The organism is Streptomyces calvus, from assembly GCF_006782915.1.
GTDB classification, from domain to species: domain Bacteria; phylum Actinomycetota; class Actinomycetes; order Streptomycetales; family Streptomycetaceae; genus Streptomyces; species Streptomyces calvus.
The window spans coordinates 118165-141302 of record NZ_VCNP01000032.1 but is presented as its reverse complement, the minus strand read 5'-3'; the positions used below and the strand labels follow the sequence as shown (position 1 = coordinate 141302).

General features: G+C 71.6%; 24 protein-coding genes. 18 read left to right on the top strand and 6 right to left on the bottom strand.

Translation table 11 applies throughout. The features are described 5' to 3' along the window. Position 1: 1 nt before the first annotated feature. The 4 genes from FGW31_RS14555 (at position 2) to FGW31_RS14540 (ending at position 4805) form a co-directional block, all read left to right on the top strand. Positions 2-775 (top strand): cytochrome c biogenesis CcdA family protein, encoded by a 774-nt coding sequence (locus tag FGW31_RS14555; RefSeq protein ID WP_142193832.1) that lies wholly within the window; start codon positions 2-4, stop codon positions 773-775. A gap of 4 nt (positions 776-779) precedes the next feature. Continuing rightward, the gene (gene resB, locus FGW31_RS14550; protein ID WP_142193831.1) at positions 780-2531 is read left to right on the top strand and encodes a cytochrome c biogenesis protein ResB; all 1752 of its coding nucleotides are present in this window, start codon (positions 780-782) and stop codon (positions 2529-2531) included. Beyond that, positions 2528-3637, top strand: a complete 1110-nt coding sequence (gene ccsB / locus FGW31_RS14545) for a c-type cytochrome biogenesis protein CcsB (protein WP_142193830.1) — start codon at positions 2528-2530, stop codon at positions 3635-3637. Before resB ends, ccsB begins: the two co-directional genes overlap by 4 nt. 247 nt (positions 3638-3884) lie before the next feature. Next, positions 3885-4805, top strand: coding sequence for an RpnC/YadD family protein (locus FGW31_RS14540; protein WP_142193829.1), 921 nt, complete (start codon positions 3885-3887; stop codon positions 4803-4805). Positions 4806-4914: 109 nt separating this feature from the next. Here FGW31_RS14540 and FGW31_RS14535 read toward each other — a convergent pair whose 3' ends face one another. Further along, on the bottom strand, positions 4915-5259 hold the full coding sequence (locus FGW31_RS14535) for a PLD nuclease N-terminal domain-containing protein (RefSeq protein ID WP_142193828.1): 345 nt from the start codon (positions 5257-5259) through the stop codon (positions 4915-4917). Between the two features lie 66 nt (positions 5260-5325). Between FGW31_RS14535 and FGW31_RS14530 the strand changes: the two genes are divergently transcribed. From FGW31_RS14530 to mqnP, 3 genes are read left to right on the top strand one after another with little or no spacing between them, the layout of a single operon-like run. Beyond that, positions 5326-6777 carry a menaquinone biosynthesis decarboxylase gene (locus FGW31_RS14530; RefSeq protein WP_142193827.1) on the top strand — a complete coding sequence of 484 codons (1452 nt, stop codon included), beginning with the start codon at positions 5326-5328 and terminating at the stop codon, positions 6775-6777. Further along, positions 6774-7241, top strand: a complete 468-nt coding sequence (locus FGW31_RS14525; RefSeq protein WP_142193826.1) for a hypothetical protein — start codon at positions 6774-6776, stop codon at positions 7239-7241. Before FGW31_RS14530 ends, FGW31_RS14525 begins: the two co-directional genes overlap by 4 nt. Continuing rightward, the gene (mqnP, locus tag FGW31_RS14520; RefSeq protein ID WP_182675276.1) at positions 7238-8161 is read left to right on the top strand and encodes a menaquinone biosynthesis prenyltransferase MqnP; all 924 of its coding nucleotides are present in this window, start codon (positions 7238-7240) and stop codon (positions 8159-8161) included. The genes FGW31_RS14525 and mqnP overlap by 4 nt, the downstream gene beginning before the upstream one ends. Positions 8162-8249: 88 nt before the next feature. Here mqnP and FGW31_RS14515 read toward each other — a convergent pair whose 3' ends face one another. Continuing rightward, positions 8250-8450 carry a DUF2191 domain-containing protein gene (locus tag FGW31_RS14515; RefSeq protein WP_142193825.1) on the bottom strand — a complete coding sequence of 67 codons (201 nt, stop codon included), beginning with the start codon at positions 8448-8450 and terminating at the stop codon, positions 8250-8252. Between the two features lie 102 nt (positions 8451-8552). Between FGW31_RS14515 and FGW31_RS14510 the strand changes: the two genes are divergently transcribed. The 9 genes from FGW31_RS14510 to FGW31_RS14475 all read left to right on the top strand — a co-directional run bounded on the left by FGW31_RS14510 (position 8553) and on the right by FGW31_RS14475 (position 15205). Then, positions 8553-9227, top strand: coding sequence for a UbiX family flavin prenyltransferase (locus tag FGW31_RS14510; protein WP_182675278.1), 675 nt, complete (start codon positions 8553-8555; stop codon positions 9225-9227). 74 nt (positions 9228-9301) lie between these two features. Continuing rightward, positions 9302-9760, top strand: coding sequence for an Lrp/AsnC family transcriptional regulator (locus FGW31_RS14505; protein ID WP_142193930.1), 459 nt, complete (start codon positions 9302-9304; stop codon positions 9758-9760). A gap of 106 nt (positions 9761-9866) precedes the next feature. Then, positions 9867-11030: an aminofutalosine synthase MqnE gene (gene mqnE / locus FGW31_RS14500; RefSeq protein ID WP_142193824.1), complete on the top strand. Its 1164-nt coding sequence runs from the start codon at positions 9867-9869 to the stop codon at positions 11028-11030. An 88-nt stretch (positions 11031-11118) separates the two neighbouring features. Beyond that, entirely contained in the window at positions 11119-11772 is a 654-nt protein-coding gene (locus FGW31_RS14495) for a UdgX family uracil-DNA binding protein (RefSeq protein ID WP_142193823.1), read from the top strand. Positions 11773-11788: 16 nt separating this feature from the next. Beyond that, the gene (locus FGW31_RS14490; RefSeq protein WP_142193822.1) at positions 11789-12313 is read left to right on the top strand and encodes a GNAT family N-acetyltransferase; all 525 of its coding nucleotides are present in this window, start codon (positions 11789-11791) and stop codon (positions 12311-12313) included. 109 nt (positions 12314-12422) lie between these two features. Beyond that, positions 12423-12728: a DUF4229 domain-containing protein gene (locus FGW31_RS14485; RefSeq protein ID WP_142193929.1), complete on the top strand. Its 306-nt coding sequence runs from the start codon at positions 12423-12425 to the stop codon at positions 12726-12728. A 150-nt stretch (positions 12729-12878) separates the two neighbouring features. Then, positions 12879-12980 (top strand): putative leader peptide, encoded by a 102-nt coding sequence (locus FGW31_RS36080; protein WP_325053529.1) that lies wholly within the window; start codon positions 12879-12881, stop codon positions 12978-12980. Positions 12981-13041: 61 nt separating this feature from the next. Next, on the top strand, positions 13042-14346 hold the full coding sequence (locus tag FGW31_RS14480; protein ID WP_142193821.1) for a dicarboxylate/amino acid:cation symporter: 1305 nt from the start codon (positions 13042-13044) through the stop codon (positions 14344-14346). 130 nt (positions 14347-14476) lie between these two features. After that, complete coding sequence (locus tag FGW31_RS14475; protein ID WP_233288637.1) at positions 14477-15205, top strand: TetR/AcrR family transcriptional regulator; 729 nt, start codon at positions 14477-14479, stop codon at positions 15203-15205. On the opposite strand, the gene FGW31_RS14470 is transcribed toward FGW31_RS14475, so the two are convergent. Together FGW31_RS14470 and FGW31_RS14465 are read right to left on the bottom strand one after the other, a co-directional pair. Then, positions 15175-16032 (bottom strand): MaoC family dehydratase, encoded by an 858-nt coding sequence (locus FGW31_RS14470; protein ID WP_142193820.1) that lies wholly within the window; start codon positions 16030-16032, stop codon positions 15175-15177. The two genes, FGW31_RS14475 and FGW31_RS14470, sit on opposite strands and share 31 nt — an antisense overlap. A gap of 4 nt (positions 16033-16036) precedes the next feature. Then, the gene (locus FGW31_RS14465) at positions 16037-17341 is read right to left on the bottom strand and encodes a 3-oxoacyl-ACP reductase (RefSeq protein ID WP_142193819.1); all 1305 of its coding nucleotides are present in this window, start codon (positions 17339-17341) and stop codon (positions 16037-16039) included. Between the two features lie 121 nt (positions 17342-17462). Between FGW31_RS14465 and FGW31_RS14460 the strand changes: the two genes are divergently transcribed. Both FGW31_RS14460 and FGW31_RS14455 read left to right on the top strand, forming a co-directional pair. Then, positions 17463-18749, top strand: coding sequence for an acetyl-CoA C-acetyltransferase (locus FGW31_RS14460; RefSeq protein WP_142193818.1), 1287 nt, complete (start codon positions 17463-17465; stop codon positions 18747-18749). A gap of 200 nt (positions 18750-18949) precedes the next feature. Beyond that, the gene (locus FGW31_RS14455) at positions 18950-20890 is read left to right on the top strand and encodes an AMP-dependent synthetase/ligase (RefSeq protein WP_142193817.1); all 1941 of its coding nucleotides are present in this window, start codon (positions 18950-18952) and stop codon (positions 20888-20890) included. Positions 20891-21116: 226 nt separating this feature from the next. Here the strand turns inward: FGW31_RS14455 and FGW31_RS14450 are convergent, their stop codons facing one another. Together FGW31_RS14450 and FGW31_RS14445 are read right to left on the bottom strand one after the other, a co-directional pair. After that, entirely contained in the window at positions 21117-22073 is a 957-nt protein-coding gene (locus FGW31_RS14450) for an IS481 family transposase (RefSeq protein ID WP_142193816.1), read from the bottom strand. 101 nt (positions 22074-22174) lie between these two features. Further along, the gene (locus tag FGW31_RS14445; RefSeq protein ID WP_142193815.1) at positions 22175-22984 is read right to left on the bottom strand and encodes a class I SAM-dependent methyltransferase; all 810 of its coding nucleotides are present in this window, start codon (positions 22982-22984) and stop codon (positions 22175-22177) included. Positions 22985-23138: the final 154 nt, after the last annotated feature.

Genomic DNA, 23138 nt, shown 5'->3' with positions numbered 1-23138 from the left:
CGTGACGGCCCTGCACACGCTCGCCGCCGAGACGGGCTACAACGGCACGGTGCTCAACGGCGCCCTGCTGGTCGCCCTGCCCGTCGCGCTCCTCGGCGGGCTCGTCTCCTTCTTCTCGCCCTGCGTGCTGCCCCTGGTCCCCGGCTACCTCTCCTACGTCACCGGCGTCTCCGGCACCGACCTGGCCGAGGCCCGGCGCGGCCGGATGGTCGCCGGCGCCTCGCTGTTCGTGCTCGGCTTCACCGCCGTGTTCGTCTCCGGCGGCGCCTTCTTCGGCTACTTCGGACAGACGCTGCAGGAGCAGTCCGGTGTGCTGTCCAAGGTGCTCGGCGTCCTGATGATCCTCATGGGTGTCTTCTTCATGGGCCTGATGCCCTGGCTCACCCAGCGCGAGTTCCGCTTCCACAAGCGCCCGGCGACCGGACTGGTCGGCGCCCCCGTCCTCGGCGCCCTGTTCGGCATCGGCTGGACCCCCTGCATCGGCCCCACGCTCGCCTCCGTACTGACCCTCTCCGCACAGCAGGAGAGCGCGGGACGCGGCGCGATCCTGACCGTCGCGTACTGTCTGGGGCTGGGCGTGCCCTTCGTGCTCGCCGCCGTGGCCTTCCGCAAGGCGCTCGGCGCCTTCGGCTGGATCAAGCGGCACTACGTCTGGGTGCTGCGGATCGGCGGCACCATGATGATCGTGACCGGTGTGCTGCTGCTGACCGGCGCGTGGGACAGCCTCGTGGCGCAGATGCAGACCTGGTCCAACGGCTTCACTGTGGGGATCTGACCCGATGAGCGACACCACGACCGACACGACCCCGGCGACCGGTGAGGACCAGGACCTCGGCGCCGCCGGCGCCCAGCTGTCCACCGCCCCCAGGGAAGAGCCGCCGAACCTGCCCGCCCTCGGCGTCGTCGGCTGGGCCCGCTGGTTCTGGCGGCAGCTCACCTCCATGCGGGTCGCACTGCTGCTGCTCCTGCTGCTGTCGCTCGGCGCGATCCCCGGCTCGCTGATCCCGCAGACCGGCATCGACGAGACCAAGGTCGCCGACTTCCGCGACCAGCACGACATCCTCGCGCCGATCTACGACAAGCTCGGCCTCTTCAACGTCTACAGCTCGGTGTGGTTCTCGGCGATCTACATCCTGCTGTTCGTCTCCCTCATCGGCTGCATCGTGCCCCGCACCTGGCAGTTCGTGGGCCAGCTACGCGGCCGCCCGCCCGGCGCGCCCCGGCGGCTGACCCGGCTGCCCGCGCACACCACCTGGCGCACCGAGGCCGAACCCGAGCAGGTCCGCGCCGCCGCCCTCGACCTGCTGAAGAAGCGCCGCTTCCGCGCCCATGTCGTCGGTGACGCCGTCGCCGCCGAGAAGGGCTATCTGCGCGAGGTCGGCAACCTGCTCTTCCACATCGCGCTGATCGTGATGCTGATCGCGTTCGCCTGGGGCCAGTTGTTCAAGTCCGAGGGCAACAAGCTGATCGTCGAGGGCGACGGCTTCTCCAACACGCTCACCCAGTACGACGACTTCAAGTCCGGCAACCTCTTCACCAACGACGACCTGGTGCCGTTCAGCTTCGACGTGAAGGAGTTCACCGGCACCTACGAGCGCAGCGGCCCCAACAAGGGCACCCCGCGCACCTACGAGTCCGAGGTCACCTACACCGAGGGCGCCGACGGCGCGCGGAAGTCGGCACTGATCGAGGTGAACAAGCCGCTGGAGATCGGCGACGCCAAGGTCTACCTGGTCAGCCACGGCTACGCGCCCGTCGTCACCGTCCGCGACGGCAAGGGGAAGATCGTCTACCAGGACGCGGTGCCGCTGCTGCCGCTCGACGCCAACGTCACCTCCTCCGGCGTCGTCAAGGTCCTCGACGGCTACCGCAACCCCGACGGCAAGAAGGAGCAGCTCGGCTTCAACGCCTTCTTCGTGCCCACCTTCGGCGGTTCGGCCAGCGGCACGATGCTCTCCCAGTTCCCGGCGCTGGACTATCCGGTGCTCGCCCTGTCCGCCTACCACGGCGACCTGAAGGCCGACTCCGGCATTCCGCAGAGCGTGTACCAGATGGACAAGAGCAAGATGAAGGAGTTCAAGGACGCCAAGGGCGAGCTGTTCAAGAAGCTGCTCATGCCCGGCGAGACCATGACCCTCCCGAACGGCGCCGGCTCGGTCACCTTCGAGAAGGACATCAAGGAGTGGGCCGGCTTCCAGGTCGTCCAGGAGCCGGGCGGCGGCTGGGCGCTGGCCGGCGCGGTCGTCGCGATCGCCGGACTCGCCGCCTCCCTGTTCATCCAGCGCCGCCGCGTCTGGGTGCGCGCCGTCGAGGGCCCCGACGGCGTCACCGTCGTCGAGATGGCCGGGCTCGGCCGCAGCGAGTCCGCCAAGGTGCCCGAGGAACTCGGCGAACTCGCCGAACTCATCTACGACCGGGCGCCGGGCGCCCCCGACCCGCGACCGGACGACGACACGACGTCCGGCCCCACCGACACCGACACCGACACCGATCCGGAAGCCGTTCCTGCCGAAGGGGCTGAGCAGCAGTGACTCTCGCCGCCGCGACCAACGAGAACCTCGCGGAGATCAGCAATGTGCTGATCTACTCCGCGATGGCGGTCTACACCCTGGCGTTCTTCGCGTACATCGCGGAGTGGCTCCTCGGCAGCCGCAGCAAGGTCGCCCGCACCGCGTCCGCCCTCACCCCGGCGGCCGAGCCGAGGAAGGTGCCGGCCGTCACCGTCAACCAGGCCGGCGGCACCGCCGTACTGGAGCGGCCCAAGGTCGTCGTACGGGCCGCGAGCGGGACCCGGGACGTGCCGGACGGGCCCGGCGCGCACGGCGGTGACGAGCAGGGCGACCTCTACGGCCGGATCGCCATCTCCCTCACCGTGCTGGCGTTCGCGCTGGCGTTCGGCGGGGTGCTCACCCGCGCGCTGTCCGTGGAGCGGGCGCCGTGGGGCAACATGTACGAGTTCAACATCACCTTCTCCACGACCGCGGTCGGCGTGTACCTCCTGCTGCTGGCGCTGAAGAAGAACGTGCGCTGGCTCGGACTGTTCCTGACCACCACGGTCCTGCTCGACCTCGGTCTCGCCGTCACCGTCCTGTACACCGAGAGCGACCAGCTGGTCCCCGCGCTCCACTCGTACTGGCTGTACATCCACGTCTCCACGGCGATCCTGTGCGGCGCGGTGTTCTACGTCGGCGCGTTCGGCGTGCTCATGTACCTCTTCAAGGACTCCTACGAGAACAAGCTCGCGAACGGCGGCAGGCCCGGCACCTTCGCCACGTCCGTCCTGGAGCGGCTGCCCGCCTCCGCCTCGCTGGACAAGTTCGCCTACCGCGTCAACGCGGCCGTCTTCCCGCTGTGGACGTTCACGATCATCGCGGGCGCCATCTGGGCCGGCGACGCCTGGGGCCGCTACTGGGGCTGGGACCCCAAGGAGGTCTGGTCCTTCATCACCTGGGTTGCCTACGCCGGTTACCTGCACGCCCGCGCCACCGCCGGCTGGAAGGGCCGCAAGGCCGCCTACCTGGCCCTGCTCGCCTTCGGCTGCTGGCTGTTCAACTACTACGGCGTCAACATCTTCGTCTCCGGCAAGCACTCCTACGCCGACGTCGGCCTGGGCGCGCTCCAGTCCGTGGGCTTCTGACAGACCGCGTACCACCGAGGCCGGTTGCCGTGACCCAGGTCACGGGAACCGGCCTTCGTCGTGCGGCACACGGCGGCCGGTCGCGTTCCACAGCTGTGGGCTTCGGCCGACGAAGTCGGTCAGCATGACCTGAATCGTGCACGCTCACTCGCACGGGTGAACATCACCGGCAATCCGGATATCGACTGCCGTACCTCCCTTACGCTCGTCGCACATTCACACGTCATATGCACGAAGCAGGAATCGCATGGTCAGCCCGCCCCATGAGGCGATGCACCGCATCTTCCAACACGATCCAGGACTCTTCAGCCGTGTCTCCCGCTACCTCGGCGTCGACATGCCGCCTCCCGTCAAAGCGACCGCGCTGCCGACCGACCTGACGGAAACCATCCCCGTCGAACGACGTGTCGACACGCTCCTGCGCCTGGAGACCGCGGAGCGGGACGCGTTCCTGCTGGCCGTCGAGGCACAGGGCAGGAAGCATCCGGACAAGCCGGCGGCCTGGGCGTACTACGCCGCCCACCTGTGGACGAAGTACAAGCTGCCCACGGCCCTCCTGGTCGTCTGCCAGGACCACGCCACCGCCAGATGGGCCCAGCAGCCAGTGAGCAGCGGGCCACCCCAGATGCCCACGCTCACCCTTCGCCCCCTGGTCGCCGGCCCGCACAACATGCCGGTCATCACCGACCCGGAGGAGGCCCGCGCCGATCTCGTCCTGGCCAGCCTGGCGGCCATCACCCACGCCGCCGAGCCGGTCATCAATGGAATACTGAAGGCCCTGTCCACCGCGTTGCGGGACACACAGGAATCCATCGCGGACCCCATCATCGAATTCACCGCACAGGGCCTGGCGAGGAGCCCGGCCAAGCACCTCTGGAGGAATCTGGTGGCTGTGGACCTTTCCTTCTACAAGTCGTACATCGCCGAGGAAATCCGCGACGAGGGCCGTGAGCAGGGCCGCGAGCAGGGCCGCGAGCAGGGCCGTGAGCAGGGTTGTGCCCAGCGTGGTGCGGAGGACGTGCTGCTGGTCCTGGAGCAGCGGGGTCTTGAGGTGTCGGAGGGGGTGCGGGGGCGGATCATGGAGTGTCAGGATCCGGAGGTGCTGCGCCGTTGGCTCGCGCGTGCCGTCAGCGCGCCGGTCGCGGAGGAGATCTTCGGCGAGGAGTGACCCGCCGCACCTCCACTGCCGCGGCTCGGGGCGGCGCGCAGGGCCGCCCGCGACGCTTCCCCGGCCGGAGAGACGCCGGACGCGAACCTGAGGCGCGGGGCGCGGCGGGTCAGGCCCCGTCGCGCCCGCCGTCCTCCGGCTTGTCGTCCTTGTCCCTGCCCTGATCCTCGTCGAGCGACTTCAGGAAATCGGGGTTGTCGTCCGGCGCCACCCACTGCCGCCGCCCGCCGCCGCGGCTCCACGCGGAGCCGATCGCGCCGCCCGCGCCCGCCGGGTGCCGCTTCTTGCCCGCGATGATCCAGGAGATCGAACCGACCAGCGGGAACACCAGCACGAGGATCGCCCACAGCGGCTTGGGCATGTGCCGGATGTCGTCTTCCTCGGTGCTGATGCAGTCGATGAAGGCGTACACGCTCAGGGCCAGCGGCACGAGGAACATCAGCACCCGCAGCATGGGCCTCTCCAGCGAAAGCGGTGGGCGGTACAGGGCCAGGGTAACCGCTCGGGGATACTTGACCGCATGGCTTACGACGATCTTCGCTCCCTGCTCAGGGCGCTGGAGCGCGAGGGCGACCTCAAGCGCATCAAGGCCGAGGTCGACCCGTATCTGGAGGTCGGTGAGATCGTCGACCGGGTGCAGAAGGCCGGCGGTCCCGCCCTGCTCTTCGAGAACGTGCGCGGCTCGCGCATGCCCCTGGCGATGAACGTGTACGGCACCGACCGCCGCCTGCTGAAGGCGCTGGGGCTGAAGTCGTACGCGGAGATCTCCGACAAGATCGGCGGACTGCTCAAGCCGGAGCTGCCGCACGGCTTCGTCGGGGTGCGCGAGGCCTTCGGCAAGCTCGGCGCGATGACGCACGTACCGCCGAAGAAGGTCAAGGACGCGCCCGTGCACGAGGTCGTGCTGCGCGGCGAGGACGTCGACCTCGACGAGCTCCCGGCGCTGTTCACCTGGCCCAAGGACGGCGGCTCCTTCTTCAACCTGGGCCTGACCCACACCAAGGACCCCGAGACCGGCATCCGCAACCTCGGCCTGTACCGCCTCCAGCGCCACGACAAGCGCACCATCGGCATGCACTGGCAGATCCACAAGGACAGCCGCAACCACTACCAGGTGGCCGCGCGCCGCGGTGAGCGGCTGCCCGTCGCCATCGCCTTCGGCTGCCCGCCGGCCGTGACGTACGCGTCCACCGCGCCGCTGCCCGGTGACATCGACGAGTACCTGTTCGCCGGGTTCGTGCAGGGCAAGCGGATCGAGATGGTCGACTGCAAGACCGTCCCGCTCCAGGTGCCGGCGCAGGCGGAGGTCGTCCTGGAGGGCTGGCTTGAGCCGGGCGAGATGCTGCCCGAGGGCCCGTTCGGCGACCACACCGGCTTCTACACGCCGCAGGAGCCCTTCCCCGCCCTGAAGATCGACTGCGTGACGATGCGGAAGCGTCCGCTGCTCCAGTCGATCGTGGTCGGCCGCCCGCCGACCGAGGACGGCCCGCTGGGCCGCGCCACGGAACGCTTCTTCCTGCCGCTGCTGAAGATCATCGTCCCGGACATCGTGGACTACCACCTGCCCGAGGCCGGCGGCTTCCACAACTGCGCGATCGTCTCGATCGACAAGAAGTACCCCAAGCACGCGCAGAAGGTCATGCACGCCATCTGGGGCGCCCACATGATGTCGCTGACCAAGCTGATCGTGGTCGTCGACTCCGACTGCGACGTGCACGACCTGCACGAGGTCGCCTGGCGGGCGCTCGGCAACACCGACTACGCCCGTGACCTCACCGTCGTCGAGGGCCCCGTCGACCACCTCGACCACGCCTCCTACCAGCAGTTCTGGGGCGGCAAGGCGGGCATCGACGCGACGAGGAAGTGGCCCGAGGAGGGGTACACGCGCGACGGCGGCTGGCCCGACATGGTCGAGTCCGACCCGCGGACGGCCGCCCTCGTCGACCGCCGCTGGAAGGAGTACGGACTGTGAGCCCCGCCGTGGCCGGACCGGCCCTGTTCATCGGCGGCGACACCGACTACGTGGCCCTGGTGCGCCCCGAACTCGACCCCGCCGACCCGGGCGTGCGGCGCGCCGCCGAGCAGGCGGGCGTCGCCCCGGAGGAACTCGCCGGCCCCGGTGACACCTGGGCGGTCCTCTACGAGTACGGCGGAGAGGGCGACGGCTTCGAGCTGCCCGGTGTGCGCGACGCGGAACCCGCCGACTTCGCCGAGCGGCTGCGCGCCGAACTCGCCGCGGCGAGCGGGCCGTTCACCGTCGACGGCGGCGCGGTCCTGCGGCTGGACGCCCGCCCGGCCGGGACGGACCGGTACGCCTTCACCGCACACCTCACCCCGCCCGCGGACGCCGGGACGCCGCTGACCGTGGAGACGGGCCCGCTGCCCGTGGCCGAGCTGCTGGCCGACCTCGACACGTTCCTCGGGAGCCTCGCATGATGACCACCGCCGACGGGATCGTGGGTCCGGGCCCGGCACCGCGGCCGACCGGGAAGGTGAAGGCCTTCCTCCGCCTGGTCATGATCGAGCACTCGGTGTTCGCGCTGCCCTTCGCCTACATCGCCGCGCTCACCGCGATGTACGAGTGGGACCGCAACATCCACTGGGGCCGGCTGCTGCTCGTCACCCTCGCCATGGTCGGCCTGCGCACCTTCGCCATGGCCGCCAACCGGATCATCGACCGCGAGATCGACGCCCGCAATCCGCGCACCGCGCACCGCGAACTGGTCACCGGCGCCGTGTCGGTGAAGCACGCCTGGACCGGCGCGCTCATCGCCCTCGTCGTCTTCCTGGGCGCGGCGGCGCTGCTCAACCCGCTCTGCCTGGCCCTCGCGCCGGTCGCCGTGATCCCGATGGTGGTGTATCCGTACGGCAAGCGGTTCACCCACTTCCCGCAGGCCATCCTCGGTCTCGCGCAGGCCATGGGCCCGGTCGGCGGCTGGCTGGCGGTCACCGGGTCGTGGTCCTGGGACGCGGCGGTCCTGGGTCTCGCGGTCGGCATCTGGATCGGCGGCTTCGACCTGATCTACGCCTGCCAGGACGTCGACACCGACCGGGAGATCGGCGTGAGGTCGGTCCCGGCCCGCTTCGGCATCCCGGCCGCCATCGTCGGCGCGCGGGTCTGCCACGCCGTCACGACGGCCCTGTTCGTCTGGTACGCGGTCCTCACCGGTGCCGGCGTCTTCTTCTGGCTGGGCCTGCTGATCGTCGCCGCCGCGTTCGTCTACGAGCACACCATCGTCCGCCCCCACGACCTGAGCCGCCTGAACCGGGCCTTCTTCAGCGTCAACGGCTTCATCGGCATCGCCCTGTTCGTGTGCGCGCTGCTCGACCTGCTGGTACGCGGCCTGACGCCGTGACGCACTCCGGCCGGCCCGCGGGCCCTGCTCGTGCCCGCGTCCGGCCGGACGGCGGACGGCGGACGGCGGCGGGTGGCGGTGCGGCGGCTCAGCCCTGCGGCTCCTGCGGCTTGGCGTCGACCTCGCGCAGGCCCTGGTCCCGGAGTTCCGTGCGGGCCTCCGTGCGGTGGCCGCGGGCGATGTAGTCCCGTACGACCGCCTCGACCGCGTCCTGCGGCGAGCCGGCGCCCGCCAGGACCATCACCTCCACCACGAGTTCGGCGTCGAGACTGACGTTCACCTTGGCCATCGTTTCCCCCCTCTTCGCCCTGTGACCGCACTGTAGCCGCCCCCGCGGGTCTCCGACCGGTCCTCGGCACGGACACGGACCGTCCACCGGTAGGCTCAAGATGTGAACGCAGGAGAAACGCCGCGCAAGCCTTGGATCGTGGGGGTGTCCGGGGCATCCGGGACGCCCTACGCAGCCGCTGTGCTGCGGGCGCTGCTCGCGGCGGGCGAGAGCGTGGACCTCGTCGTCAGCCGGGCCTCGCGGCTCACCCTGCTGGATGAGACCGGCATCTCCTTCCGTGACGCGCACTGGCGGGACGACCTGCGGGAATGGCTGTCCCGCGGCGCGGACGGGAAGCCGGACACCTTCACCGTCGACCTCGACGGCGTACGGCACTGGGCCGCCGGTGACCTCGCGGCCGGGCCGTCCTCGGGGTCGTACCCGAGCAAGGGCATGCTGATCGTGCCGGCCTCCACGGCCTGTGTGGCCGGGGTGGCGCTCGGACTGTCCAAGGACCTGCTGCAGCGGGCGGCGAGCGTGACCCTGAAGGAGGGACGCACGCTGGTGGTGGCCGTGCGGGAGACCCCGCTGAACGGCCAGACGCTGCGGCACCTGGTGACCCTGGACGACGCGGGCGCGCACGTGGTGCCCGCCTCCCCGGCCTTCTACGCGGGCGCGACGCACATCCAGGACCTGGTGGACTTCGTCGCCGGGCGGGTCCTCGACGCGGCGGGCGTCGAACACCGCCTCTACCGCCGCTGGCAGGGCGAACTCGGCGGTGGGTCCCGCACCGACTGAGCCCGCCGGCACGGCCGTACAGCACCACGCTTTTCAGGAACTTTCATACCTCTTCAGTGGAAGGCTTCGATTCGATGGACGCGGTGGACAGGCAGCTCATCCAGGCCCTCAGGGAGAACGGCCGGGCCTCCTACGCGGAGCTGGGACGCCTCGTCGGCCTGTCGGGCCCCAGCGTCACCGACCGCATCAACCGGCTGGAGGCGGCCGGTGTCATCACCGGCTACCGCGCCACCGTGGACGCCGCCTCGCTCGGCCTCGGCGTCACCGCGCTGATCGGCATCTCGCTGTCCGACGCCGCCGACCACGAGGACGTGGCGCAGCGGCTGCGGGACCTGAAGGAGATCGAGGACTGCTGGTTCATCGCCGGCGACGACTCGTTCATGCTGAAGGTGCGGGCCACCGACGTGGACGGCCTGGAGAAGATCATTCGCCGGCTGTCCGGCACCAAGGGCGTCTCCCGTACCCGTACCACCATCGTGCTCTCCACCAAGTGGGAGAACCGGGTCGGTGAGCTGCCCGAAGAGGTGCAGTGACCAGGCGCGGAGCGCCTTGTGGGGGTCCCCCCGCCCGAAGGGTGGGGGAGTACGGTTGACGGGGTCTGCCTGAAGAGATCGAAGAGCCGAGGGAAAGAGGGACGGCATGGACGTCGGGCTCAAGCGCGAGCTGGAGGAGAAGGTCCGGGCGGGTGTGCGGCTGACCCGTGAGGACGGCATCGCGCTGTACGAGTCGGACGACCTGGCCTGGCTGGGCGGGCTGGCGCACGAGGTGCGCACGCGGCTGAACGGCGACGTGGTGCACTTCAACGTCAACCGCCACCTCAACATGACGAACGTGTGCACCGCCTCCTGCGCCTACTGCTCCTTCCAGCGCAAGCCGGGGGAGAAGGACGCGTACACGATGCGCATCGAGGAGGCGGTGAAGCTCGCCAAGGCGATGGAGTCGGAGAACCTGACCGAGCTGCACATCGTCAACGGGCTCCACCCGAACCTGCCGTGGCGTTACTACCCGCGCTCCCTGCGGGAGTTGAAGGCCGCGCTGCCGGACGTCTCGCTGAAGGCGTTCACCGCCACCGAGATCCACCACTTCGAGACCATCTCCGGGCTGAGCGCGAGCGAGATCCTCGACGAGCTGATCGACGCCGGTCTTGAGTCGCTGACCGGCGGCGGCGCGGAGATCTTCGACTGGGAGGTGCGGCAGCACATCGTCGACCACCGCACCCACTGGGAGGACTGGTCGCGCATCCACCGCCTGGCGCACGAGAAGGGCCTGAAGACCCCGTGCACCATGCTGTACGGCCACATCGAGGAGCCCCGCCACCGCGTGGACCACGTGCTGCGGCTGCGTGAGCTGCAGGACGAGACCGGCGGCTTCCAGGTCTTCATCCCGCTGCGCTACCAGCACGACTTCGTGGACATGAAGGACGGCAAGGTCCGCAACCGGCTCCAGGCGCGCACGCAGATGGCGACCGGCGCGGAGGCGCTGAAGACGTTCGCCGTGTCGCGGCTGCTGTTCGACAACGTGCCGCACGTCAAGGTGTTCTGGGTGATGCACGGCGTGCAGACCGCGCAGCTCGCGCTCCAGCACGGCGCGGACGACATGGACGGCTCGGTCGTCGAGTACAAGATCACGCACGACGCGGACAACTACGGCACGCCGAACAAGCTGACCCGTGAGGACCTGCTGGACCTGATCCGCGACGCCGGCTTCCGCCCGGTGGAGCGGAACACCCGCTACGAGATCATCCGCGAGTACGACGGCCCCGACCCGGCGCGCCGGGAGTCGCCGCAGCCGATGCGGGTGTGAGGCACCGGGGCGCCGGGCCCCGCCCGGCGCCTCCGCGAAAGGGCCACGCCCGGTGCTCGCCGGGCGGGAAGCGGGGTACTCGGCGTCCGTGAGCACACGGACGACCGCCCCCGAGGACCGCTACACCGCCCAGCCCTTCGTGCCGGAGCGCGGCGGTCTGTCCGCCCTGCGCGAGGCGGCCGCCGGCTGCCGGGGCTGTCCGCTGCACCGGGACGCGACACAGACCGTGTTCGGCGCGGGCAGCGCCGACGCGCGCGTCATGCTCGTCGGGGAGCAGCCCGGCGACCAGGAGGACCGGCAGGGCCGGCCGTTCGTCGGGCCCGCCGGAAGGCTGCTCGACAAGGCGCTGACCGAGGCGGGCATCGACCCCGGCGACGCGTATGTCACCAACGCGGTCAAGCACTTCAAGTTCACGCAGGCCGAACCGCGCAAGCGCCGCATCCACAAGGCGCCCACCCTCCGCGAGGCGGCCGCCTGCGGCCCGTGGCTCGCGGCCGAGCTGGCCCTCGTCCGGCCGGAACTGATCGTCGTCCTGGGCGCGACCGCGGGGAAGGCGCTGCTCGGCTCCTCGTTCCGGGTCGGCCGGGTGCGCGGCACGGTGCTGGAGGAGGAGATCCACGGACGCCGCGAACGGCTGGTGCCCACCGTGCATCCGTCGGCGGTGCTGCGGGCGGACGACCGGGAGACGGCGTACCGGGGCCTCGTCGCCGATCTGAACGTGGCGGCACGCGCCCTCGGGTAATGCTTACGATGGGCCCATGCCCCTTACCTTCACTCTCGACCCCGCCGTCACCCCCGAGCTCCGCGACGGGATCCTCGACCTGTGGGCCGACGTCACCGCCGCCGGCGGAGCGGTCGGCTTCGTGCCGCCCGTCACGCGCGAGCAGATCCGTCCCGAGCTGACGCGGCAACTGGTCGCCATGGAGGAGAAGCGCTCCCGGCTGCTCGTGGGTCACGACGAGGAGGGCCGGGTGGCCGCGACGACGTTCCTCACCTTCAACACCCACCGCCTGATGACCCACTGGATCTGGCTCTACACGGTGATGGTCCACCCCCGTCACCAGGGCCGGGGCTACGGCCGTGACCTGCTGGCCGCCGCCGAGCGGTCCGCCCGCGGCTTCGAGGGCATCGAGGCGATACGGCTCACCTGCCGCGGCGGCCTCGGCCTGGAGCACTTCTACGCCTCCTGCGGCTACAAGGAGGTCGGCCGCGTCCCCGGCGCGATCCGCGTCGCCCCGGGCGACGAGCGCGACGACATCATCATGCTGCTGCCCCTGACCTGAGGCCCGCACCCCCCTGCGGGACCGGTGGCAGGGGCGTGCTTCACTGGAGGATGTCCCTTTGGGATGTTCTGGTGGGAAGTTCTGGCCGTACGTAGGAAGAGTGGATGAGATGCTCCGCTACACGCTGATGCGCCTCGGGATCTTCGTGGGCTGCCTCGTGGTCGTCTGGGGCCTCGTCTACTCCGGCCTCGCCCCGCGCGGCCTCGGTGACTCCAACGGCCTGTGGATCGTGCTGCTCGCGCTGCTGATCTCGGCACCGATCAGCCTGGTCGTGCTGCGCAAGGAGCGGGACCGGGCCTCCGAGCGGATCGTGCAGCGCGTGGACCGGGTCAAGGCCAACCTCGAGGCCAACCGCAACCAGGAGGACGTGGCCGACGACGCCGCCCGCGCGCAGGCGCAGGGCCAGACCTCGTAACCTCCGTCACATCCGCGCACCGTACGTCGGGCGCCCCGGACTCCAACCTCCTTGGAACCGGGGCGCTTTGCGTTGTATGGGCGCCTTTGCGTCCTCGCCTGTCAAAGTAAGGCTTTGAGGTTCTCAAAGTTCAGGTGTTACGGTCTCCGGGTGAAGTCAGCAGCCGTGTTCCCCACGCCCCGGAGTGTTCCGCTCGTGGCGCGCCTGCACGTGGACCTCTGCCGGGTCACCTCGGCGAACTGTCGTCACTGACGTTCCGCCACCCGAGTCCACGTCACCTTCCCCCGCGTCCCCTTCAAGGATCCAACGGAGCATGTCCGTGTCCACGAACACGAAGTCCTCTCGGCTGCCCATACGCGCGCCCTTCTGGGCCCAGATACTCGCCGGCCTCGTCCTCGGCGTCCTGCTCGGCTGGCTCGCCCGCAGCCAGGACGTCTCCTGGCTGGTCACCACCCTGGAGAAGGTCGGCGGTACCTTCATCGGCCTGCTGAAGCTCGCCGTCGCCCCGCTCGTCTTCTTCGCGATCCTGGTCTCCATCACCAACCTGCGGAAGGTCAACAACGCGGCCCGGCTGGCCTCGCGGACCCTCCTCTGGTTCATGATCACCTCGCTGATCGCGGTCGCCATCGGCCTCGTCATCGGCCTGGTCACCAACCCCGGCGCCGGTACCGGCCTCACCCCCGCCGACGGCGCCGCGCCCGAGCGCACCGGCTCCTGGATCGACTTCCTCACCGGCATCGTGCCGACCGACGTGATCACCCCGTTCACCGAGCTGAACGTGCTGCAGATCGTCTTCATGGCCGCCGTCGCCGGCATCGCCGCCCTCCAGCTCGGCGAGAAGGCGCAGCCGATCCTCACCCTGAGCGAGTCCGTCCTCGAACTCCTCCAGAAGGCCCTGTGGTGGGTCATCCGCCTGGCCCCGCTCGGCACGGTCGGTCTCATCGGCAACGCCATCGCCACTTACGGCTGGGACCTCATCGGCAAGTACGCCACCTTCACCGCCGACATCTACATCGGCTGCGCGATCGTCCTCTTCGGCGTCTACCCGGCGCTGCTCGCGACCGTCGCCAAGGTCAGCCCCGTGCAGTTCTTCAAGGGCGCCTGGCCCGCGATCCAGCTGGCCTTCGTCTCCCGCTCCTCCGTCGGCACCATGCCGCTGACCCAGAAGGTCACCGAACGCCTCGGCGTGCCCAAGGAGTACGCCTCCTTCGCCGTCCCGTTCGGCGCCACCACCAAGATGGACGGCTGCGCCGCGATCTACCCGGCCATCGCCGCGATCTTCGTCGCGCAGATCTTCGACATCCAGCTCGGCATCGGCGACTACCTGCTGATCGCGTTCGTCTCGGTCGTCGGCTCCGCCGCCACCGCCGGACTCACCGGCGCGACGGTCATGCTCACCCTCACCCTGTCCACGCTCGGCCTGCCGATGGAGGGCGTGGGTCTGCTCCTCGCCATCGACCCGATCCTGGACATGATCCGCACCGCGACCAACGTCGCCGGCCAGGCCCTGGTGCCGGTCGTCGTCGCCGCCCGCGAGAACCTGCTCGACCGTGACGCCTACGACTCGGTCCACGCCTCGCCCGTCGAGGAGCCCGACCGGGTCCCCGCGGCCGCCTGAAACCCGCACCGCCCGCCGCCCGCGCCGGTCCCGCTCCCGGACCGCCGCGGGCGGCGGCGTGCCGGCGGACGGACGGCGCCGGGCCGTCGTCCGTCCGACCGCGCGGCAAGGGGCCCGTACGCTACGTCATATGGGTGCCGTGAAGACGAAGCGGATGCCGCGTGCGGTCCGTGAGCAGCAGATGCTGGACGCCGCCGTGCGGACCTTCGGCCAACGCGGGTACATGGCCGCGTCGATGGACGAGATCGCCGAACTGGCGGGCGTGTCGAAGCCGTTGGTGTACCTGTACCTGAACTCCAAGGAAGACCTGTTCACCGCGTGCATCCGGCGCGAGGCGAAGGCCCTCACCGAGGCGGTGCGCGCGGGCGCCCGCCCGGGACTGCCCGCCGACCGCCAGCTCTGGTCCGGGTTGACGGCGTTCTTCACGCACACCGCGCGCAACCCGGACGGCTGGGCCGTGCTGCACCTCCAGGCCCGTACGCACGGTGAGGTGTTCGCCGCCGAGGTCGCCGCGGTGCGCGCGGAGCTGGTGGCGTTCGTCACCCAGCTCATCCTGGCCGCCGCCCGCGAGGCGCACCGCGACCCCGACCTTCCCGAACGCGAGGTCGCCGGGCTCGCGGAGGCCCTGGTCGGGGCCGCCGAGTCGCTCGCCGACTGGGCCAACGCCACCCCGGGCGTCACGGCCCGGCAGTCGGCGACCACACTGATGAACTTCGCGTGGGCGGGGCTGGGCGACCTGATGGCCGGCCGCCACTGGACCCCGCCGGACGAGGCGGGCGAGCCCGCCGCGACCGACGGCGCCACGGACACCGCCGGCGTCCCGGTGGCTCACGCGGGGCGGACGTCCCCGGTCAGGTGAAGCCGGTCGCCGGCGCCGCGCAGCTGGAAGCGCCCGCCCTTCGCCGCGTACGCCACCGTCCCCGGCAGCAGCACCGGCGCCCGGAAGTCGGCCCGCACCTCGACGGCGTCCGGGGTGCCGTGCGCGGCCAGGCAGCGGGCCACGGTCCACATGCCGTGCGCGATGGCGCGCGGGAAGCCGAACAGGCGGGCGGTCAGCGGGTGCAGGTGGATCGGGTTGCGGTCGCCGGACGCGCCGCCGTAGCGCCGCCCCACGTCACCCGCCAGCTGCCACTCCTCGACCACGGGCAGCAGCTCCGGGCGCCCGTCGTCCTCCCGGGTCCCGGCCGGCTGCGCGGCGGTGCGGTGCCGGGCCAGAAACGTACTGCGTGACTCCCAGACCAGCTCCCCGCCGGCCCGCAGCTCGGTGACCACGGCCGCCTCCGTGCCGCGCCGGTGCGGGGCCAGGCCGTCGACGTACACCGTCAGTGCGTACGCGCCGGTGGACGCCACCGGCCGGTGCCGGGTGATCCGGACCGACGTGTGCACCAGCCCCAGCAGCGGCAGCGGGAAGGCGCGCGCGCTCATCAGCCGCATCGCCGCCGGGAAGCCCAGCACGTGCGGATACGTCACCGGCAGCGCCTCCTCGCCGGTCGGGAAGCCGCACACCCGCTCGTACCGCGCCAGCCGGGCGGAATCGATCCGCAGGGCGGGCAGCACCAGCCGGGTGCGGGGGAATCCGGCGTCGGGGCGGGGCCGTTTGAACGGCGACAGCAGGGCGCCGCGGGCGAGGAGCGGGGCGAGGGCGGGGGAGCGGGTGAGTTCGACCGGGGGCGGTGCGGACGCCATGGCCTCACGCCCCCAGCAGGCTCTGGCCGCAGACCCGCACGACCTGTCCGTTGACCGCGCCCGAGGCCGGGTGGGCGAGCCAGGCGGTGGTCTCGGCCACGTCCGCCGGAAGCCCGCCCTGCGCCAGGGAGTTCATCCGGCGCCCGGCCTCCCGGATGAACAGCGGAACGGCGGCGGTCATCTTCGTCTCGATGAAGCCGGGCGCGACCGCGTTCACCGTCACACCGTGCTCGGCCAGCGCGCGCGGCGCGAGGCAGCGGACCAGCCCGGTCACTCCGGCCTTGCTGGCGCCGTAGTTGGTCTGCCCGGCGTTCCCGGCGATGCCCGCGATGGAGGCCGTCGCCACGATCCGTCCGCCCTGCTTCAGGGACCCCGAGGACAGCAGCGCGTCGGTCGTGCGCAGCACGCTCGCCAGGTTCACCTCCAGCACCTGGATCCAGCGCTCGGCGGACATGTTGACCAGCCGCCGGTCCCGGGTGATGCCCGCGTTGTGCACGAGGACGTCGATCCCGTCGGGCAGCGCCTCGGCGATCCGCGCGCCCGCGTCGGGCGCGGTGATGTCGAGGGGCAGCGCGGTCCCGCCGAGCCGGTCCGCGACGCGCCGCGCGTCCTGTTCGGCGCCCGGCACGTCGAGGACGACGACCTGAGCGCCGTCCCGGGCCAGCGTCTCGGCGACGGCCTCGCCGATGCCGCGCGCGGCCCCGGTCACCAGGGCGGTGCGCCCGGCGAGGGGCCGGTCCGGGTCGTCCGGGACGACCGGGTCGTGCCCGCCCACCTCGATCACCTGGCCGCTGACGTAGGCGGACTTGGGGGAGAGCAGGAAGGCGAGGGTGGACTCGGCGGCCCGGGCGTCGGTGAGGCGCACCAGGTTCACCGTCCTGCCGCGGCCGATCTCCTTGCCGAGGGAGCGGGTGAAGCCCTCCAGGGCCTGCTGGGCGGCGGCCTGGTGGTGGTCGGCGGGGTCGAGCGGGGCGCCGAGCACGACGATCCGGCCGCTCGCCGCGACCGACCGGACGACGGGGTGCAGGGCCGCGTGGACCTCGGCGAGCCCTTCGACGTCCCGGATGCCGGAGGCGTCCACGACGACGGCGGCGGGCCGTCCCGTCTCGTCCTCGCCGAGGCCCGCGCGGGCGAGGACGGGCGGCAGGTCGAGGTCGGACTTGCCCGCGGTGAGGTGGAGCAGGCCGCCGTCCAGGCCGGGCCGCTCGGCCGACCAGCGCCGCAGCTCCGCAGGCTGGGGCAGGCCCAGCCGGCGGGTCAGGAAGCGGCCGGGTGCGGTGCCGGTGAAGGTCAGGTAGCGGTCGGCCATGGGGGACTCCCAGCGGGGTGAGGAAGGGCTCACGGTGTTCTCGCACGGCCCTCACCCCAGTACTGACTCTGGAGTAAGGTTACCGGAGGTAAGACTATGTCACGGTGAGGAGCAGGTCGAGATGAGCACCCTGAAGCCGGCGACCGTCCGGCGCGTCGCGATCATCGGCGGCAGCCGCGTCCCCTTCGCCCGCTCCGACGGCCCCTACGCCACCGCCTCCAACCAGGAGATGCTCACCGCCGCCCTGAACGGCCTCGTCGAGCGGTACGACCTCCAGGAGCCGGGCGCGGTCGGCGAGTTGGTGGCCGGCGCGGTGCTCAAGCACAGCCGCGACTTCAACCTCGCCCGCGAGACCGTCCTCGGCTCCCGCCTGGACGCCCGCACCCCCGCCTACGACATCCAGCAGGCCTGCGGCACCGGCCTCCAGGCCGTCGTCGCCGCCGCCAACAAGATCGCCCTCGGGCAGACCGAGGCCGCGATCGCCGGCGGCGCCGACACCGCGAGCGACGCGCCCCTCGGCGTCAACGACGACCTGCGCAAGGTGCTGCTGGAGGCCCGGCGCGCCACGTCCCTCGGCGCCCGCCTCAAGGCCCTGGCGAAGGTCCGCCCCGGCCACCTCGTCCCCGACATCCCGCGCAACGCCGAACCGCGCACCGGCCTGTCCATGGGCGAGCACGCCGCCGTCACCGCCCGCGCCTGGGGCATCACCCGCGAGGCCCAGGACGAACTGGCCGCGACCAGCCACCAGCGGCTGGCGGCGGCGTACGAACGCGGCCTGTTCCAGGACCTGGTGGTGCCCTTCCGCGGCCTGGCCCGCGACCAGAACCTGCGGCCCGGCTCGACCGTGGAGAAACTCGCCGCCCTCAAGCCGGTGTTCGGCCTCGACCACCCGCAACCCACCATGACGGCGGGCAACTCCACGCCCCTCACCGACGGCGCGGCACTGGTGCTGCTGGCGAGCGAGGAGTGGGCACAGGAGCGCGGACTGGAGCCGCTGGCCTACCTGACGGCGTACGAGACGGCCGCCGTCGACTTCGTGCACGGCGACGTCGCCGACGGCGAGGACGGCCTGCTGATGGCACCGGCGTACGCGGTCCCGCGGATGCTGGAACGCACCGGGCTGGACCTGGCGGACTTCGACCTGGTCGAGGTGCACGAGGCGTTCGCCTCCCAGGTGCTGGCCACCCTCGCCGCCTGGGAGAAGCGAGGACTGACACCGGTCGACCGCGCCCGGCTGAACGTGGCCGGCTCGTCGCTGGCGACCGGCCACCCGTTCGCCGCCACCGGCGCCCGCATCGTGGCGACCCTGGCGAAGCTCCTCGCCGAACGGGACGCCCCCGCACGCGGGTTGATCTCCATCTGCGCGGCGGGCGGACAGGGCGTCACGGCGATCCTGGAACGTACCTGAGTAACCCTCACGTAACCTCCGACACTGCACATCCCCGGTCCGGTTACCTTCCGGTACCCGCACAGACCCCTCACCTGAGCGCCGTACGATCCCGACACCGGTGGCGTTTCCCTCCCGGGTCCACCGGTGAGCGCCTCGGCGTGCGAGGCACGTACGTCGTGGCACCCAGCAGTTCCACTGCACCGCCTCAGGAGCCGCCCGTGTCCACCGCGTATTCCTCCGCCCTCGACGACGACGCCTACGGAGCGCCCGTTCCGGTCGAGCCCGAGACCAGGCGTCTGGACGGAGTCGTCAGGGAAGCCTTCGTGCCGCCGTTCGCCAAGCCGGTGCGGCGCGGGTCGCTCGCCGACCTGCCGTTCGACAACGCGAACGCGGCACCCGACACGGTGGTCCTCAGCCGCAAGACACCGGACGGCAGTTGGCGCGACGTCACCGCCGCCCGGTTCGCCGACGAGGTGATGGCCGTGGCCAAGGGGCTGATCGCCGAAGGGCTGATGCCGGGCGACCGGATAGCCGTCATGGCCCGCACCATCTACGAGTGGACGGTCCTCGACTTCGCCGCCTGGGCCGCCGGACTGGTCACCGTCCCCGTCTACCCCACCTCCTCCGTCTTCCAGACCCGTTGGATCCTGCACGACTCGGGCGCGGTCGCCCTGATCACGGAGACCGCCGCGCAGGCCGCCGCCCTCGGCCCCGAACTGCCGCACCTGCCCGACCTGCGGCACGTGTGGACCGTCGACAAGGGCCACGTCGAAGCGCTCGCCCAGGCCGGCACACACCTCCCGGACGCCGAGGTGGAGGTCCGCCGCGGCATGCTCGTCCCCGACACCCTCGCCACCCTGGTCTACACCTCGGGCACGACCGGCCGCCCCAAGGGCTGCGCCCTCACCCACGGCAACTTCTTCGCCGAGGTCGACAACGCGATCGAACTGCTCTACCCGGTCTTCAAGGCACGCACCAGCGAAGAGGCGTCCGTCCTGCTCTTCCTGCCCCTGTCGCACGTCTTCGGCCGCATGGTCGCCGTCGCCTGCGTCCGCGCCCGGGTCCGCCTCGGCCACGCACCGAGCCTGAACTCCGAGGACCTGCTGCCGGACCTGGCGAGCTTCCGCCCCACCTGCCTGCTGGCCATCCCCTACATGCTGGAGAAGGTCTTCAACGCCGCCCGCGCCAAGGCGGAGGCCGGCGGACGGCTGACGACCTTCGACCGCGCCGCGTCCGTGGCCCGCCGCTACGGCGAGGCCGTCGAGGCCCGCCACGCCGGCACCGGCCCCGGCCCGTCCCGCGCCCTGAAGACCGCCCGCGCCTTCTACGACCCCCTGGTCTACCGCCGGATCCGCAACGCCATGGGCGGCAGGGTCCGTTACGCCATCTGCGGCGGCTCCCCGCTCGGCCGCCGCCTCGCCGCGTTCTACGCCGGCGCCGGCATCGAGATCTTCGAGGGCTACGGCCTGACGGAGACCACCGGCGCCTCCACGGTGACACCGCCGCTCAAACCCCGCCTGGGCACGGTGGGCTGGCCACTGCCCGGCACCCGGATCCGCATCGCGGCGGACGGCGAGATCCTCGTCGCCGGGGACCACGTGCTGCGCGGCTACTGGGACCCGCAGTCCGGCGGCGTCGTCCCCGCGTCCCCCGACGGCTGGCTGCACACCGGCGACATCGGCGAACTGGACGACGAGGGCTACCTGACCATCACGGGCCGCAAGAAGGAACTGATCATCACCGCCGGCGGCAAGAGCGTCGCCCCGGCCCCGCTGGAGAACTGGCTGCGCGCACACCCCCTGATCTCGCAGGTCATCGTGGTCGGCGACAACCGCCCCTTCGTCTCCGCCCTGATCACCCTCGACCCGGCCGGCCTCACCCACTGGCGCCGCATGAACGGCAAGCACCCGGTGCCGCCGCGCCTCCTCGCCGACGACGAGGAACTGCACGCCATCCTCCAGCGCGCGATCGACGACGCCAACCGGATGCTCTCCCGCCCGGAATCCATCCGCCGCTTCACCGTCCTCCCCGTCGACTTCACCGAGGAGGCCGGCCACCTCACCCCGTCGATGAAACTGCGGCGCGACCGCATCCTGCGCGACTTCGCGGAGGAGGTGGAGGCGCTGTACGCGGGGCCGGGCTGGGTCACCGGGAACTGAGCGGCACGGACGGGAGCAGCAGCACGGGAGGCGACGGGCGGGACCGGACGGGAGCACCAGCACCGGAGGCGAGGCGACGGACGGGACCGGACGAGCAGCAGCACCGGAGGCGAGGCGACGGGCGGGACCGGACGAGCAGCAGCACGGGAGGCGACGGGCGGCACCGGGCGGGAGCACCAGCACCGGAGGCGAGGCGACGGGCGCACCGGTGCGGTACCCGGCGGGGCTAGTTGTATCGACCCGCAGCGTTGTTCACGCGGCTGATGGGTGGCTGGCCGCCGAGTGCGGTGTGGCAGCGGTGGTGGTTGTAGGTGTGGAGGAAGTCTGCCAGGGCGGCGGTGCGTTCGGTGTTGCTGGTGTAGGGCCGCAGGTAGGCCCCTTCGTCGAGCAGGGTGCGGTTGAAGCGCTCGACCTTGCCATTGGTCTGCGGCCGGTATGCGCGAGTGAGCTTGCCGGCCGCATCCAGGTCGGCCAGGGCCTGCTGCCAGGCGAGGCTTTTGCGGTAGGGCCAGGCGTTGTCGGTCAGGACCCGCTCGATGCGGTCGATGCCCGACGCTGCGAAGAAGGCGGCGGCCCGGCGCAGAAAGGCCGCGCAGGTGGCGGCTTTCTCATCCGGGTGGACCTCGCTGTAGGCGAGGCGGCTGTGGTCGTCGACCGCAGAGTGGATGAAGTCGAAGCCCATGCCGTTGCGTGTGGCGCGGCCGGCCTGGCGGCCCAGGACCCTGTGGCCGCCGCCGTCGGGGATGCGGCCGAGCTTCTTGACGTCCACGTGGACCAGCTCGCCGGGGCGGGCGCGTTCGTAGCGTCGGATGACCTGGCCGGTGGGCCGGTCCAGGAAGGACAGGCGGGTCAGGCCGTGACGGACCAGGACGCGGGGCACGGTCGAGGCCGGCAGGCCCAGGATCGGACGGATGCGGGCCGGGCCGAGCTTGCGGTCCTGGCGAAGACGGCACACCCGGGCCTCGATCGCCCCCGCCGTGCGGTGCGGCGTCGTGCGCGGACGGCTGGACCGGGCGTGCAGTCCCTTCTCGCCTTCGGCCCGCCAGCGACGCACCCACTTGTGAGCGGTGACGCGGGAGATGCCCATCTCCGCGGCAACATGGGCGACAGGGCGTCCGGTGCGGACACGTTCAACCAGCAGCCGCCTGCCGTGAAGGGGCAGCCGGGCATTACGGGGGGACACGAAGGCCTCCGTGCGGTGAAGATTCGCCACCTCCACCACACACGGAGGCCTTCGCCATGATCAAGCCCGGCCAGCGTTAACAACGCTCGTGATCAATACAGCTAGTCGGTGCCGGTGCGTGGTGCGCGGGCGATCAGGAACGCCTGCGGGGTCGGCTCGCCCAGTTCCGCGTCGGCCGCGCGCACGCTGCGCAGGACCACCGTGAAACCGGCCGCCTCCAGCAGTGCGGCGACCGGCTCGGGCCGGCGGCGCAGGAAGTCGAGGGAGACCGGGTGGCCGAACGGCTCGTGGTGGTGGCGGGGCTCGTCACCGACCTGGAACGCCACCACCAGATGCCCGCCGGGCGCCAGCACCCGGCGGAACTCGGCGAAGGCGGCGGGCAGTTCCTCGTCCGGGAGGTGGATCGTCGAGTAGTAGGAGACGGCACCGGCGAGTGAGCCGTCGGGGAGGTCGAGGTCCAGCATTGAGCCCTGCTCGAACCGCAGTCCGGGGTTCTCGCGGCGGGCGATCGCGAGCATCCCCTCGGACAGGTCGACGCCGAACACGGAGAGGCCGAGCGAGGCGAGGTGCGCGGTCACCGACCCCGGACCGCACCCCAGGTCGGCCACCCGGCCGCCCGGCCCGACCAGTTCGGCGAACCCGGCCAGCAGCGCCCGGTCCAGCGGCATGGCGGCGAGCAGGTCACGGAAGAGACCGGCGTAGTCCTCGGCGATGGCGTCGTAGAAGGAACGGGTGGTCGCGATGTGATCGGGCACGGAAGTGGGCGCGGGAGTGGGCGCGGGCGCGTGCGCGGCGGCGGGTGCGTGCGCGGTGGCGGTGCCGCGGGCCGGGGTGTGGCTCGGCTCGGGAGTGGTGGCGGGGGCCGGGGTGCGGTCGGGATCCGGGGTGGTGGCTGCATGGGGCACGGTCATGGGCGGGCACCTTAGCCGCGCCCACTGACAGCCCGGGGCGGTCCCGGCTGTGACGGGCGGGAAGCGGCCGGCGGGCCTCGCGCTCACCGACAGCCCGGGGCGGTCCCGGCTGTGACGGGCGGAAAAGCCGCCGGCGGGCCTCGCGCCCACCGAC